This window comes from Xanthomonas bonasiae (assembly GCF_014836395.1).
In the GTDB taxonomy this organism is placed as follows: Bacteria; Pseudomonadota; Gammaproteobacteria; order Xanthomonadales; family Xanthomonadaceae; genus Xanthomonas_A; species Xanthomonas_A bonasiae.
Map to the genome: position 1 here is coordinate 277,369 of NZ_JACSQX010000004.1, position 13,938 is coordinate 291,306.

A 13,938-nucleotide genomic window follows, 5' to 3' on the forward strand; every position below is an offset into this window, starting at 1 on the left:
ATCGCGACGGTTCGGCCATCGGTCGGGGCTGAAGCCCCTCCTACAGTGCACCCAGCTGGATGGCCGCAAGTTCCCTGCAGGAGCGGCTTCAGCCGCGACGAGCGAAGCGGCGGACTCGCCGCCGCCTCAATGCAACAAGCGCTGCATGTACAGCGCGATCAGCCGCGGCCGGTCCAGCGCAAGGCAGACCTGGGCGTTGGCGGCGCCGGGCGCCGCATGGCCGCCATCCGACGCGTCGTCGACGGCCACAGTGCCGCCAGTTGCCCTCGCGCCAGGCGGCACTTCCCGCGTATACCCCTGGTCGTCGACCGCGATGCGCAACGGCACGGTCGGGCACAGGCTCGGGTCGAGCAATTGCGCCACCGGCACCACGTCGAACAGGGTCGGCGTGGCGCTGGCCCAGGGCTGGTCGGTGTCGCGCCATTGGTAGTAGAGCTGGGTCAGCGCATCGGTCAGCGGATCGCCATGCGCGAACAGCGCCACCCGCTCCGGTTCCTCCAGGGTCACCTGGGTCGCGTCCAGCGGCAGCATCACGATCGGCACGCCGGCGGCGAACAGGCGCTGCGCGGCGCCGATGTCGGAGACGATGTTGTATTCCGGCGCCGGCGCGCTCGGCGGCCGGTAGCGCGACTTGCCGTAGCCCGCCCGCACCGACCCGCCCATCAGCACCACCTGCTTGAGCTGGGCGAAGCCCTGCGGGTCGCGCTGCAACGCGCGCGCCGCGTCGGTCAGCGGTCCGAGCACCAGCAAGGTGACCTGGCCGGGATGGCGCCGCGCCTGCGCCAGGATGAAGTCCGCCGCGTCCGGCGCCTTGCGCGGCCGCGTGCCCTGCGCCGCCCAGCGCGCCTGGCTGAAGGGAATCGTGGCGGTCGTGGCATGGCCGATCGCCAACGGGATCTCGCTGCGCCCGGCCTGTTGCAACAACCGCTGCAGCAACTGCGCACGCAGTGCGGTGTCGCCCCAGGCCGAGGCGATGCCGAGCACGTCCAGCTCCGGGCTGCGCAGCAGCAGCGCCAGCGCGAAGGCATCGTCGATGTCGTCGCCGATGTCGGTGGACACCACCACCTTCTGTGCCGGCGGCGCCGCCGCGGCGGCAACCGATGCCAACGCCAGCAGCGCCAGCGCCGCCCACCGTTTCAGACTGCGCATGCGCGCCTCCCATAAAAAGAAACCGCCGGCATGATAGCCGGCGGTCCCTGGTTCATCGCATCACTGACACGCCGATCAGAAATTGGCGCGGAACTGCGCGCCGACGATCCGCGGATCGTTGATGAAGCCGGTGAGGTTGTTGAAGTCGATCGCACCGGTGGCGCGGATCTGGTTGGTGCAGTTGCGGCAGAACACCGACACCTCGTACGCGCCGGCGCCCCAGTTGTAGCCGATCTTGGCGCCGCCTTCGAGCAGCGGCTGGCCGACGAATTCGCGCGAGTCGTACAGGAAGAAGTTGATCTCGCTGCGGTAGGACCAGTCGGTGTAGAAGAAGAACTCGGCGTCGTCGCCGACCGGGATGCCGTAGCGCAGCGTGGCGTTGCCCATCCACTTGGCCGCCTGCGGCAGCACGTTGCCGTCGATGATGGCGTTGCCGGCGGCGTTGAGCGGATCGGTCACGGTGCAGGTGCGGCACACGCCGACCGACAGGGTCGGATCCTCGATGCGGGTCCAGTTGTAGGCGCCGCCGAGGGTGAAGCGCAGGTTCTGGGTGAGCAGCGCCTCGAAGTCGAACTCGGCGCCGCGCGCCTTGGACTTGTCGGCGTTGAGCAGGCGCACGTCGTTGGAGGTGCCGCCGACCGCGGTCAGCTGCTGGTTCTTCACCTGGAAATCGTAGATATCGAAGCTGATCCGCGCGCGCTTGTCGAACAGGTCGGACTTGATGCCGATTTCGTACGAGTCCACGGTCTCCGGCGCTGCCACGGTCAGCGGCGCGGTCGCCGACGGCACGCCGAAGCTGGCGCCGCGGAAACCGCGCGCGGCGCGGGCGTAGACGTTGACGTTGTCGTTGATGGTGTAGGTCGCGCTGACGTCGCCGGTGACCTTGGAGTTGTCGGTGCTGCCGGTGGACGGCTCGAGCAGGGTGACGCGATCCAGCGCCAGCACGTCGAAGGTCTTCTTGTCGTAGGTGTAGCGGATGCCGGCGCGCAGGTTCAGGCGATCGGTGGCCGCGTAGTTCAGCGAGCCGAACGCCGCCCACGAGGTGTTGCGCTGGCGGGTCAGCTGATAGCTGCTGAGGGTGCCGCCGCCGAAGGTGTCGTAGGTGTAGTTCTCGCCTTCCACCGAATCGTGGAAGTAGTACAGGCCGGCCTGCCAGTTGAGCGGGCCGGCGTACTGCGACTCGGCGCGCAGCTCCTGCGAGTACTGGTCCAGGTTCTTGATGCCGCCGGCGGTTTCCACCGGGAACGCGATCACGCCGGGGCCGGACGGCGGCGCGAACACCGCGCCGTAGCCGCCGTCGATGTCGCCGCGGCTGTAGTACTTGCCGATGCCTTCGTAGCCGGTGATCGAGTGCAGCACGATGTCGCCCAGGTCCCAGGTCAGGTTGGCGCTGCCGCCGTAGGTCTGCAGTTCCTGGGTGTTGCCGCCGTCAATGGACACCTTGTCCGGATCGAAGCCGTCGACCAGCTTGTTGCTGCCCGGCTGGAAGATGTTGGCGCGGAACAGCCGCGCGGTGCCGTCGAGATGCCGCGCATGCGCGTTGAACAGCGCGCTGAAGTCCTCGCCCGGCTGGAACAGCAGCTGCACCCGCACCGCCGAGTCGGTGTAGCCCTCGAACGAACGGTTGTCCACGGTGTTGTCGACCCAGTCGTCGCGGCGCTGGCCCAGCGCCGACACGCGCGCGGCCCACTTGTCGCCCATGGCGATGCTCAGGCCGGTTTCCATGGTCATGGTGCCGTAGGTGCCGTAGGACAGGCTGGCGTAGCCGTCGTTGGCGCCGATGCTCGGCTTGACCGAGTTGAACTTGACCACGCCGGCGGGGGTGTTGCGGCCGAACAGCGTGCCCTGCGGGCCGCGCAGCACTTCCAGGCCTTCCAGGTCGAAGATCGGGAAGCCCTTCAGGAACGCGTTCTCCGCCACTACGTCGTCGTACACCAGCGACACCGGCTGCGAGGCGTAGGTGTTGAAGTCGGTGTTGCCGTAGCCGCGGATGTAGAAGCGCGGGAACACGCGGCCGTTGGAGGATTCGACATTGAGGCTGGGCGCCTTGCCGGCCAGCACGCGTACGTCCGAGCCGCTGGTGGCGATCGCGTCCAGGTATTCCGGGCGCAGCACGCTGGCGGAGATCGGCACGTCCTTGGAGTCTTCCGAACGCCGTTCGGCGGTGACCTTGACCGTGTCCAGGCGGGCGACCCCGTCCGTGCTGTCCGCCTGCTGGGCGGCGGCGGGAAACGAGAGGGCGGAAACGACGGCTACGGCAAGTGCGCTGGTGCGCAACGACCAACTGGCGGACATGGGGACTCCGGAGTGGAATGGGCAAGAGCGAATGCGCGTCGCCGGCAAGCGATGCCGCGCCGCAACATAATTAACACAAAATACACACGCTTTGCATGTCCCGGCCACTTGAACGTGTTAAGGCTGTACGCGCGCAATGGGCTGCCACATATGCCCTGCAGGTGGACTGTCCAGACGCCCCAGGTCTATCAACATCGCACTGCGGATTTCCGGTTGGCCGGCGCCACTGCGCCCTCGGCCGTGCAACAGCGCGCACCGCTGCGCCCACCCGCCCCCTGCGGGAGCGGCTTCAGCCGCGACAGCAACTGCGGTTAGAACTGTCGCGACTGAAGCCGCTCCTACAGGAACAAGACCCGGATTTGCGGCGCCACAGCGATGCGGCCCTGCCGCCGGCGCTGCCGGCTCAGCAGATATCGCCCGGCACCCGCACCCAGCCGTCCATCAGCACCCGCGCGCTGCGGCTCATGATCGCCTTGGTGACGCTCCACTGGCCGTCCCCCTGCTGCTGCGCTTCGGCGCCAACCCGCAACGTCCCTGAAGGATGGCCGAAGCGCACCGCCTGGCGTGCGCCGCCGCCGGCCGCGCGGTTCACCAGCGTGCCCGGGATCGCCGCGGCGGTGCCGATCGCCACCGCGGCGGTGCCCATCATCGCGTGGTGCAGCTTGCCCATCGACATCGCCCGCACCAGCAGGTCGATGTCGGCGGCGGCGACCGGCTTGCCGCTGGAGGCGACGTAGTCGGCCGGCGGCGCGACGAAGGCCACCTTCGGCGTGTGCTGTCGCGTCGCCGCGTCTTCCAGCCTGGCGATCAGGCCCATGCGCAGCGCGCCGTAGGCGCGGATCGTCTCGAACCTGGCCAGCGCCTGCGCATCGCCGTTGATCGCGTCCTGCAGTTCGGTGCCGCGGTAGCCCAGCGCCTGCGCGTCGAGGAAGATGGTCGGGATGCCGGCGTTGATCAGCGTCGCCTCGAAGCTGCCCACGCCCGGCACGTCCAGCGTATCGACCAGGTGGCCGGTGGGAAACATCGCCCCGTCCGCGCCGTCCTCGTCCGCGGCCGGATCGAGGAAGTCGAGCTGGATCTCGGCCGCCGGAAAGGTCACCCCGTCCAGCTCGAAATCGCCGCTCTCCTGCACCGCGCCGGCCACGATCGGCACCTGCGCGAGGATGGTCTTGCCGATATTGGCCTGCCAGATCCGCACCGTGGCCGTGCCGTCGTGCGGAATGCGCGCCGCATCGACCAGCCCGGCGGCGATCGCGAACGGCCCCACCGCCGCCGACAGGTTGCCGCAGTTGCCGCTCCAGTCGACGAACGGGCGGTCGATCGCCACCTGCCCGAACAGGTAGTCCACGTCGTGGTCCGCGCGCGCGCTCGGCGCCACGATCACCGCCTTGCTGGTGCTGGACGTGGCCCCGCCCATGCCGTCGATCTGCTTGGCGTAGGGATCGGGGCTGCCGATCACCCGCAGCAGCAGCGCATCGCGCGCGGCGCCGGGCACCTGTGCGGCAGCGGGCAGGTCCTGCAGGCGGAAGAACACGCCCTTGGAGGTGCCGCCACGCATGTAGGTGGCGGGAATGCGGAGCTGGGGAACGTGGGACATGGCGTTTTTCCGATCGACGCGCAGGCGGCGAGTAGCTCAAGGGTTGGCGGGAATCTCGGCCTCGACCAGCTGCGCCAGCAGGGTCAGCGACTCCTGCCAGCCGAGATGGCAGAACTCCACGGGAATCTGTGCGGGGATGCCGTCCTGGACGATGTCCAGCTCGGTACCGCAGGCCACCGTGCGCAGCTTGACCGTCACCATCATCTCGCCGGGCAGGCCCGGGTTGTCGAAGGTGTCGGTGTGGCGGATCAACTCGCCCGGCACCAGTTCCAGATAGGTGCCGCCGAAGGATTCGCTGGTGCCGGCGCCGAAATTGCTGAAGGAGATTCTGAAGCTGCCGCCCACGCGCGCATCCAGGGCGTGCACGGTGGCGGTGTGGCCGTGCGGCGGCAGCCATTTGGCCAGCGCAGCCGGCTCCAGGAACGCGCGGTAGATGCGCTCGGCCGGCGCGCGCAGGACGCGGTGCAGGCGGACGGTACCGGTCTTGCCGTTGCTCATGATGGTGTCCTCAGCGGTGAAGGCGCGCATCAGGATGGCACGCGCCTGATGACACCGACGAACGGGTCAGGCGATTTTCGACATGTCCAGGAAATCCTGCGCGAAGCGCTGCAGCACGCCACCGGCCTCGTAGATCGCCAGTTCCTCGGCGGTGTCCAGGCGGCAGGTCACCGGTACCTCCACGCGGCTACCGTCGGCGCGGGCGATGGACAGGGTCAGCGTCGCGCCAGGGGTGCGCGCGCCGAGCACGTCGAACACCTCGCTGCCGTCGATGCCCAGGGTCTTGCGCGTGGTGCCGGGCCGGAATTCCAGCGGCAGCACGCCCATGCCGACCAGGTTGGTGCGGTGGATGCGCTCGAAGCCCTCGGCCACGATCGCCTCGACCCCGGCCAGTCGCACGCCCTTGGCCGCCCAGTCGCGCGAGGAGCCCTGCCCGTAGTCGGCGCCGGCGACGATCAGCAGCGGCTGCTTGCGCGCCATGTAGGTCTCGATCGCCTCCCACATGCGCACCACCTGCCCTTCCGGCTCCAGCCGGGTCAGCGAACCGCGCTGCGGCTGGCCATCGACCACGGCCATTTCGTTGAGCAGTTGCGGATTGGCGAAGGTGGCGCGTTGCGCGGTGAGGTGATCGCCGCGGTGGGTGGCGTAGGAGTTGAAGTCCTCTTCCGGCACGCCCATCCGCGTCAGGTATTCGCCGGCGGCGCTGTCGGCGAGGATCGCGTTGGACGGCGACAGGTGGTCGGTGGTGATGTTGTCGCCGAGCACCGCCAGCGCGCGCATGCCGCGCAGCGTGCGTTCGCCGGCCAGCGCGCCTTCCCAGTACGGCGGGCGGCGGATGTAAGTGCTTTGCGGACGCCATGCGTACAGCGGCGCCACCTGCGCGGCGGCCAGCCCGCTGCGCGCGAACATCGGCTCGTAGACCTGGCGGAACTGCTCGGGCTTGACGCTGGCGGCGACGATCGCGTCGATCTCCGCGTCGCTGGGCCACAGGTCCTTCAGCGTCACCGGCTGGCCGTCCTTGTCCACGCCCAGCACGTCCTTCTCGATGTCGAAACGGATGGTGCCGGCGATCGCATACGCCACCACCAGCGGCGGCGAGGCCAGGAACGCCTGCTTGGCGTAGGGGTGGATGCGCCCGTCGAAATTGCGGTTGCCCGACAGCACCGCGGTGGCGTACAGGTCGCGTGCGATCACCTCCTGCTGGATCGCCGGATCCAATGCGCCGCTCATGCCGTTGCAGGTGGTGCAGGCGAAACCGACGATGCCGAAACCCAACTGTTCCAGCTCCGGCAGCAGCCCGGATGCTTCCAGGTACAACTGCACCGCCTTGGAGCCCGGCGCCAGCGAGGTCTTAACCCACGGCTTGCGCAGCAGCCCGCGTGCGTTGGCGTTGCGCGCCAGCAAACCGGCAGCGATCACGTTGCGCGGATTGCTGGTGTTGGTGCAGCTGGTGATCGCGGCGATGATCACCGCGCCGTCGGGCATCAGGCCTTGCGCCTGTTCGGCCTTGCCGGATGCCAACTTGGCCTCGTCGGCGATGCCGCGCGCGGCCAGCTCGCTGGTCGCCACGCGCTTGTGCGGATTGGACGGGCCGGCCATGTTGCGGGTCACGCTGGACAGGTCGAACTGCAGCACGCGTTCGTACTGCGCCGCGACCAGGTCGTCGGCCCACAGTCCTGCGGCCTTGGCATAGGTTTCCACCAACGCGACCTGCACGTCGTCGCGGCCGGTCAGGCGCAGGTAGTCGATGGTCTGCCGGTCGATCGCGAACATCGCCGCGGTGGCGCCGAACTCCGGGGTCATGTTGGAGATCGTGGCGCGATCGCCCAGGGTCAGCGCGGCCGCGCCTTCGCCGTGGAACTCCAGGTAGGCGCCGACCACCTTCTGCGCGCGCAGGAACTCGGTCAGCGCCAGCACCACGTCGGTGGCGGTGATGCCCGGCTGCGGCCGCCCGCGCAGCGCCACGCCGACGATGTCCGGCAGGCGCATCCACGACGCGCGCCCGAGCATCACGCTCTCCGCTTCCAGCCCGCCGACGCCGATCGCCAGCACGCCCAGCGCATCCACGTGCGGGGTGTGGCTGTCGGTGCCCACGCAGGTATCCGGGAACGCCACGCCGTCGCGCACCTGCACCACCGGCGACATCTTCTCCAGATTGATCTGGTGCATGATCCCGTTGCCCGGCGGAATCACGTCGACGTTCTCGAACGCGCGCTTGGTCCAGTCGATGAAGTGGAAGCGGTCGGCGTTGCGGCGGTCTTCCACCGCGCGGTTCTTGGCGAACGCGGCCTTGTCGAAGCCGCCGAATTCCACCGCCAGCGAGTGGTCCACGATCAGCTGCGTCGGCACCACCGGATTGACCTGCGCCGGATCCCCGCCGCGCTCGGCGATCGCATCGCGCAGCCCGGCCAGGTCCACCAGCGCGGTCTGGCCGAGGATGTCGTGGCACACCACGCGCGCCGGAAACCATGGGAAATCCAGGTCGCGGCGGCATTCGATCAGCTGCATCAGCGAAGCGTCCAGCGTGGCCGGATCGCAGCGCCGCACCAGGTTCTCGGCGAACACGCGCGAGGTGTACGGCAGCGCGGCATAGGCGCCGGGCCGGAGCGCATCGACCGCGGCGCGCGCGTCGAAGTAATCCAGCGAAGTGCCGGGCAGGGAGGTGCGGTAGTGGCTGTTCATGGCTGGCTACACTAGAAATAAAGCGAAGGCTGACCCTTCTCCCATCGGGAGAAGGTGCCCCGAAGGGGCGGATGAGGGTACGGGCGAAGCCTAATGCGAATGAGAGCCCACATGAGGCGGATGAGGGTACGAACGAAGCCTGGTGCGACCAAACGCCACGAGGCTGCGCCCGTACCCTCACCCCCTACCCCTCTCCCGACGGGAGAGGGGAGCAATCAACTGCGCCGATCGATCGGCACGAACGTCTGATCCTCCGGCCCGGTGTAGTTCGCGCTGGGGCGGATGATCTTGCCGTCGATGCGCTGCTCGATGATGTGCGCGCTCCAGCCGGCGGTACGCGCGATCACGAACAGCGGGGTGAACATCGCCGTCGGCACGCCCATCATGTGGTAGCTGACCGCGCTGAACCAATCCAGGTTCGGGAACATCTTCTTGATCTCCCACATCACCGCCTCCAGGCGCTCGGCGATGTCGTACATCTTGCGACTGCCCTGCGCGTCGGACAGCTCACGCGCCACGTCCTTGATCACCTGGTTGCGCGGGTCGGACACGGTATACACCGGGTGGCCGAAGCCGATGATCACTTCCTTGCGCTCGACCCGCGCGCGGATGTCCGCTTCCGCCTCGTCGGGGCTGTCGTAGCGCTTCTGCACCTCGAAGGCGACCTCGTTGGCGCCGCCGTGCTTGGGCCCGCGCAGCGCGCCGATGCCGCCGGCGATGGCGCTGTACATGTCGCTGCCGGTGCCGGCGATGACCCGGCAGGCGAAGGTGGACGCGTTGAACTCGTGCTCGGCGTACAGGATCAGGCTGGTGTGCATCGCCTGCACCCATTCCTCGTGCGGCTTGAAGCCGTGCAGCAGATGCAGGAAATGGCCGCCGATCGAATCGTCGTCGGTCTCCACCTCGATGCGGCGGCCGTTGTGGCTGTAGTGGTACCAGTACAGCAGCATCGAGCCGAGGCTGGCCATCAGCTTGTCGGCGATGTCGCGCGCGCCGGGATGGTTGTGGTCGTCCTTCTCCGGCTGCACGCAACCGAGCACCGACACGCCGGTGCGCATCACGTCCATCGGATGCGCCGACGGCGGCAGCTGCTCCAGCGCCGCCTTGACCGCGGCCGGCACCCCGCGCAGCGAGCGCAGCTTGGCCTTGTAGCCGCGCAGCTCGCTGTTGCTGGGCAGCTTGCCGTGCACCAGCAGGTAGGCGATCTCCTCGAACTGGCTGCTGCGCGCCAGGTCCAGGATGTCGTAGCCACGGTAGTGCAGATCGTTGCCGCTGCGGCCCACCGTGCACAGCGCGGTGTTGCCGGCGGCGGTACCGGACAGGGCCACCGATTTCTTCGGCTTGAAGGCCGGAGCGGCCTGGCTGGCGTTGGTGTCGTTCATGCGTTGTCTCCCGGGTAGCGCGGTCGTGTCATCGAGGCGGATCAGGGCGCGGGCGCGGCCGGTGGCGGGGTACCGCCGCGCTCGAGCAATTGCTGCAGCATGGCGATCTGGCGGTTCTGCAGGTCGACCAGCGTCGCCCAGTCCTGCTCGCGCAGCTGGTTGAGCTTCTCGTGCACCTGCAGGATTTCCAGCTCGGATTTGATGTTCACTTCGTAGTCGTTCTGCGCGCGCAGGCGGTCCACCGCGGCCTGGCGGTTCTGGCTCATCATGATCACCGGCGCCTGGATCGCGGCCAGGCACGACAGGCACAGGTTGAGCAGGATGTAGGGATACGGATCGAACGCGTGCGCCAGCACCAGGCTGTTGAGCGCGATCCACGCCAGCAGCACCAGGCCGAAGCCGATGATGAAGCTCCAGCTGCCGCCGATCTCGGCGACCCGGTCGGCGATGCGCTCGCCGAGCGTGCGGTCGCGATCGGCCTGCTTGACGATGTCGCGCGCCACGTGGCGCTTGGCGATGAAGCGCTCCACCACCTCGCGCTCGGCGTCGGGCAGTTTCTCCAGTTCGGTCTGCAGCAACTGCCGCGCGGTCTGGCGGCGGTCGATGCGGCCGCGTGGCGGCATGGTGCCGACGTGGGTGTTCATGGACATGCTCGGACAGGGGAACCGGCGTGGATCATGCGCCCTTGCCGGCGAACAATGCGTCCAGGCGCTGCTCGAAGGCGTGGTAGCCGATGCGTTCGTACAGCTCCTCGCGGGTCTGCATCGTGTCCACCACGTTCTGCTGGTGGCCGTCGCGGCGGATCGCCGTGTACACGGCCTCGGCGGCCTTGTTGGCGGCGCGGAACGCCGACAGCGGGAACAGCTGGATCGCCACCCCGGCCGATGCCAGTTCCTCGCGGGTGAACAACGGGGTCTTGCCGAATTCGGTGATGTTGGCCAGCACCGGCACCTTCACCGCGTCGACGAAACGACGGTAGGTGTCCAGGTCGTAGGCGGCCTCGGCGAAGATGCCGTCGGCGCCGGCCTCCACGCAGGCGATGGCGCGCGCGATCGCCGCGTCCACACCATCCACCTGGATCGCGTCGGTGCGCGCGATCAGGAAGAAGGCGGCATCGGTCCTGGCATCGGCCGCGGCCTTGACCCGGTCGACCATTTCGCCCTGGCTCACGATCTCCTTGCCGGGCCGGTGGCCGCAGCGCTTGGCGCCGACCTGGTCCTCGATATGGCAGGCGGCCGCGCCGGCCTTGATCAGCGACTTGATGGTGCGCTCGATGTTGAACGCGCTCGGGCCGAAGCCGGTGTCGATGTCCACCAGCAGCGGCAGCTCGCAGACGTCGGTGATGCGGCGCACGTCGATCAGCACGTCGTCTAGGGTGTTGATGCCCAGGTCCGGCAGGCCCAGCGACCCAGCGGCGACGCCGCCGCCGGACAGGTAGATCGCCCGGTAGCCGGCGCGTTGCGCCAGCAGCGCGTGGTTGGCGTTGATCGCGCCGATCACCTGCAGCGGCGATTCGGCGGCCAGCGCGGCGCGGAAACGGGCACCGGCGGAAACGTGCGACATGGCGAACTCCTGAGCGAGGGCGGCGGCCCGCACGGCCGTTCCGCGATGGGCGCCAATCTGGCACCATCGCCCGGGCCGATCAATCTTGATTCAATGAATCAACCTATCGACCCTTCATGTCCGACGCCACCGACCGCAACCTGATCTCCGCCGCGGAAGCCTGCGCCCTGCTCGGCATCAGCAGCGCCACCCTGTACGCCTACGTCAGCCGCGGCCTGCTGAGCTCGCGCGCCGGCCCCGACCACCGCAGCCGCGCCTACCTGCGCGCGGAAGTGGAACGGCTGGCGCAGCGCAAGCGCGTCGGCCGCGGCGCCGCGCGCGGTGCCGCGCAGAGCCTGGACCGCGGCCTGCCGGTGCTGGAGACGCGCATCTCGCTGATCCGGCCCGACAGCCCCTACTACCGCGGGCGCTCGGCGGTCGCCGCGGTGCGCGAAGGCGCCGGCCTGGAGGACATCGCGCGGCTGCTGTGGGAGTGCCTGGACGAAGACCCGTTCGCCGCGGCCCCGGTCGCGCCATGGCCGCAACGGGTGGCGCCGCTGGCCGGCGACGTCACGCTGCCGCCGCTGGAGCGCGCCATGGCCTGCATTCCGCTGCTGGCCCTGGAACTGCGCCAACCGCTCAACGCCGCGCCGACGGTGCGCCGCGAGATCGCCGCCACCTTGCTGCGGCAGAACGCCGCGCTGCTGGTCGGCACCCAGCCGGACACCCGGCCGGTGCATCGCCTGATCGCCGACCGCTGGCGCCCGGGCGATGCCGACTTCGCCGAACTGGTGCGCGCCACCCTGGTGCTGTGCGCCGATCACGAACTCAACGTCTCCGCCTTCGCCGCACGCGTGGTCGCCTCCACCGGCGCGCCGCTGCACGCCACCGTCAGCGCCGGCCTGGCCGCGCTGTCCGGCCCGCGCCATGGCGGCGCCACCGCCCGCGCCCACGCCCTGCTGCGCGACGCACAGGACGCGGCCAACCCCGCCGCCTTCATCGCCGAACGCTGGCAGCGCGGCGACGACCTGCCCGGCTTCCACCATGCGCTCTACCCGGACGGCGACCCGCGCGCGGCCGAAGTGCTGCGCCTGCTGCGCGAGCGCTGCGGCCAGCATCCGCAGATGCGGTATGTGGAAACGGTGCTCGCCGCGGCGCAGGACTGCAGCGGCCAGGCGCCCAACATCGACGGCATGCTCGCGGCGCTCTGCCTCATCCACGACCTGCCCGCCGCACACGCCCTGGTCCTGTTCGCCGCCGCCCGGCTGTCCGGCTGGCTGGCGCATGCGCTGGAGCAGCAGGCGCTGGGCAAGCTGATCCGCCCGCGGGCGCGCTATGCCGGGGTCATGCCCGAGGGTTCGACGCCGGGCTGAGGGCGGCAGCTTGCGCGGCAAGCGCCGCATCGGCGGCGGCGTCCATTGCGCATGTCCTGCTGTTGCTGCGCGGCAATCCGCATCGCAGCCCGCCCCCTCGCACCGCAGAAAAAGGGCTGACCGGATTCAGTGAGCCGCGTCGCCAAACTGGCGACGAAGGTGTACAAATGTACACCATGGATACCCTCTCCCCACAACGCGCCGCGATCCTCGCCTACGTCCACGACTGCGCCGAGCAGGCCGGACGGCCGCCGAGCCTGGCCGAGATCGCCGAGCGCTTCGGCTTCGCCTCGCGCAACGCGGCGCGCAAGCACGTGCAGGCGCTGGTCGAGGCCGGGCTGCTGGAGCATGTGCCGCAGCAGGCGCGCAGCCTGCGACCGGTGCAGGCACAGCCGCGCAGCGGGCTGCTGCGGCTGCCGGTGCTGGGCCGGGTCGCCGCCGGCGCGCCGATCGGCGCCGATATCGGCCTGGACCAGCAGGTGCGGCTGGACCGCGCCGTGTTCGCGCTGCGTCCGGACTACCTGCTGCGCGTGCAGGGCGATTCGATGATCGACGACGGCATCCTCGACGGCGACCTTGTCGGGGTGCGCCGCGCCGCCGATGCGCGCAATGGGCAGATCGTGGTGGCGCGGCTGGACGGCGAGATCACCATCAAGCGCTACCGGCACGACGGCGAACGCATCCAGTTGCTGCCGCGCAACCCGGCCTATGCGCCGATCGTGGTGCAGCCAGGCCAGGACTTCGCCATCGAAGGGCATTACTGCGGGCTGATCCGGCAAGGCTGATGGCTGCCGTCGTCGCCCTCGACCGCCTGCTGGCCGAACGCCGGGTCTGGCGCGGCCAGCCGACCGCGCTGCCGCCCAGCGCGCAGCCCACCGGCCATGCCGCGCTCGACGCCGCGCTGCCGGCGCGCGGCTGGCCGGAGATGGCGCTGACCGAACTGCTGCACGCCGCCGACGGCATCGGCGAACTGCAGCTGCTGTGGCCGACGCTGGCGCGGCTGTCGCAGGGCGGCGGCCGCATCGTGCTGGTCGATCCGCCCTATCTGCCCTACCCCGGCGCCTGGCAACAGGCCGGCGTGGCGCTGCCGCAGTTGCAGATCGTGCGCGCCGGCGCGGACGCGGCCTGGGCCGCCGAGCAATGCCTGCGCTCGGGCAGCTGCGCGGCGGTGCTGTGCTGGCCGGCGCAGGCCAACGACAAGACCCTGCGCCGGCTGCAGGTGGCGGCCGAGACCGGGCGCGCGCTGGGCTTCGCCTACCGGCCGCTGAAAGCCGCGGCCAATCCGTCGCCGGCCGCGCTGCGCATCGCCATCGATGCCGCACCGGCGCAGCTGCGCGTGCTCAAGTGCCGCGGCGGCATGCCGCCGGCGCGCGCCATTGCGCTGTCCGCGCTGGCCATGCCGTCGCCGGCCTCGGCTTGA

The 13,938-nt window shown here is 69.7% G+C and carries 11 protein-coding genes; 3 read left to right on the forward strand and 8 right to left on the reverse strand.

The genetic code is table 11. The features are described 5' to 3' along the window. Positions 1 to 126: 126 nt before the first annotated feature. From H9658_RS08090 to prpB, 8 genes are all read right to left on the reverse strand, one after another. The gene (locus tag H9658_RS08090; protein WP_191825003.1) at positions 127 to 1,149 is read right to left on the reverse strand and encodes a nucleoside hydrolase; all 1,023 of its coding nucleotides are present in this window, start codon (positions 1,147 to 1,149) and stop codon (positions 127 to 129) included. 75 nt (positions 1,150 to 1,224) lie between these two features. Continuing rightward, the gene (locus tag H9658_RS08095) at positions 1,225 to 3,444 is read right to left on the reverse strand and encodes a TonB-dependent receptor (RefSeq protein WP_179570685.1); all 2,220 of its coding nucleotides are present in this window, start codon (positions 3,442 to 3,444) and stop codon (positions 1,225 to 1,227) included. 403 nt (positions 3,445 to 3,847) lie between these two features. Continuing rightward, positions 3,848 to 5,041: a 2-methylaconitate cis-trans isomerase PrpF gene (prpF, locus tag H9658_RS08100; protein ID WP_191825004.1), complete on the reverse strand. Its 1,194-nt coding sequence runs from the start codon at positions 5,039 to 5,041 to the stop codon at positions 3,848 to 3,850. Between the two features lie 36 nt (positions 5,042 to 5,077). After that, positions 5,078 to 5,569: an SRPBCC family protein gene (locus H9658_RS08105; RefSeq protein WP_406848113.1), complete on the reverse strand. Its 492-nt coding sequence runs from the start codon at positions 5,567 to 5,569 to the stop codon at positions 5,078 to 5,080. Between the two features lie 36 nt (positions 5,570 to 5,605). Continuing rightward, positions 5,606 to 8,221 carry a Fe/S-dependent 2-methylisocitrate dehydratase AcnD gene (acnD, locus tag H9658_RS08110; RefSeq protein ID WP_191825005.1) on the reverse strand — a complete coding sequence of 872 codons (2,616 nt, stop codon included), beginning with the start codon at positions 8,219 to 8,221 and terminating at the stop codon, positions 5,606 to 5,608. Between the two features lie 215 nt (positions 8,222 to 8,436). After that, entirely contained in the window at positions 8,437 to 9,603 is a 1,167-nt protein-coding gene (prpC, locus tag H9658_RS08115; protein ID WP_191825006.1) for a bifunctional 2-methylcitrate synthase/citrate synthase, read from the reverse strand. A 41-nt stretch (positions 9,604 to 9,644) separates the two neighbouring features. Beyond that, positions 9,645 to 10,247 (reverse strand): DUF1003 domain-containing protein, encoded by a 603-nt coding sequence (locus tag H9658_RS08120; protein ID WP_191825007.1) that lies wholly within the window; start codon positions 10,245 to 10,247, stop codon positions 9,645 to 9,647. A 31-nt stretch (positions 10,248 to 10,278) separates the two neighbouring features. Next, positions 10,279 to 11,166: a methylisocitrate lyase gene (gene prpB / locus H9658_RS08125; protein ID WP_179570679.1), complete on the reverse strand. Its 888-nt coding sequence runs from the start codon at positions 11,164 to 11,166 to the stop codon at positions 10,279 to 10,281. 116 nt (positions 11,167 to 11,282) lie between these two features. On the opposite strand from prpB, the gene H9658_RS08130 reads away from it, so the two are divergent. From H9658_RS08130 to imuA, 3 genes are all read left to right on the forward strand, one after another. Further along, a complete protein-coding gene (locus H9658_RS08130; RefSeq protein WP_191825008.1) occupies positions 11,283 to 12,518 on the forward strand; it encodes a citrate synthase family protein in 1,236 nt (411 codons plus the stop codon). A 176-nt stretch (positions 12,519 to 12,694) separates the two neighbouring features. Next, entirely contained in the window at positions 12,695 to 13,303 is a 609-nt protein-coding gene (gene lexA, locus H9658_RS08135) for a transcriptional repressor LexA (protein WP_191825009.1), read from the forward strand. Next, positions 13,303 to 13,938 (forward strand): translesion DNA synthesis-associated protein ImuA, encoded by a 636-nt coding sequence (imuA, locus tag H9658_RS08140; protein ID WP_179570676.1) that lies wholly within the window; start codon positions 13,303 to 13,305, stop codon positions 13,936 to 13,938. Before lexA ends, imuA begins: the two co-directional genes overlap by 1 nt.

Coding starts and splice junctions, on each gene's coding strand:
- H9658_RS08095 (WP_179570685.1), bottom strand. CDS start 3,444: ATGTCCGCCAGTTGGTCGTTGCGCACCAGCGCACTTGCCGTAGCCGTC.
- acnD (WP_191825005.1), bottom strand. CDS start 8,221: ATGAACAGCCACTACCGCACCTCCCTGCCCGGCACTTCGCTGGATTAC.
- prpC (WP_191825006.1), bottom strand. CDS start 9,603: ATGAACGACACCAACGCCAGCCAGGCCGCTCCGGCCTTCAAGCCGAAG.
- H9658_RS08130 (WP_191825008.1), top strand. CDS start 11,283: ATGTCCGACGCCACCGACCGCAACCTGATCTCCGCCGCGGAAGCCTGC.
- imuA (WP_179570676.1), top strand. CDS start 13,303: ATGGCTGCCGTCGTCGCCCTCGACCGCCTGCTGGCCGAACGCCGGGTC.
- lexA (WP_191825009.1), top strand. CDS start 12,695: ATGGATACCCTCTCCCCACAACGCGCCGCGATCCTCGCCTACGTCCAC.
- prpF (WP_191825004.1), bottom strand. CDS start 5,041: ATGTCCCACGTTCCCCAGCTCCGCATTCCCGCCACCTACATGCGTGGC.
- H9658_RS08090 (WP_191825003.1), bottom strand. CDS start 1,149: ATGCGCAGTCTGAAACGGTGGGCGGCGCTGGCGCTGCTGGCGTTGGCA.
- H9658_RS08105 (WP_406848113.1), bottom strand. CDS start 5,569: ATGCGCGCCTTCACCGCTGAGGACACCATCATGAGCAACGGCAAGACC.
- prpB (WP_179570679.1), bottom strand. CDS start 11,166: ATGTCGCACGTTTCCGCCGGTGCCCGTTTCCGCGCCGCGCTGGCCGCC.
- H9658_RS08120 (WP_191825007.1), bottom strand. CDS start 10,247: ATGAACACCCACGTCGGCACCATGCCGCCACGCGGCCGCATCGACCGC.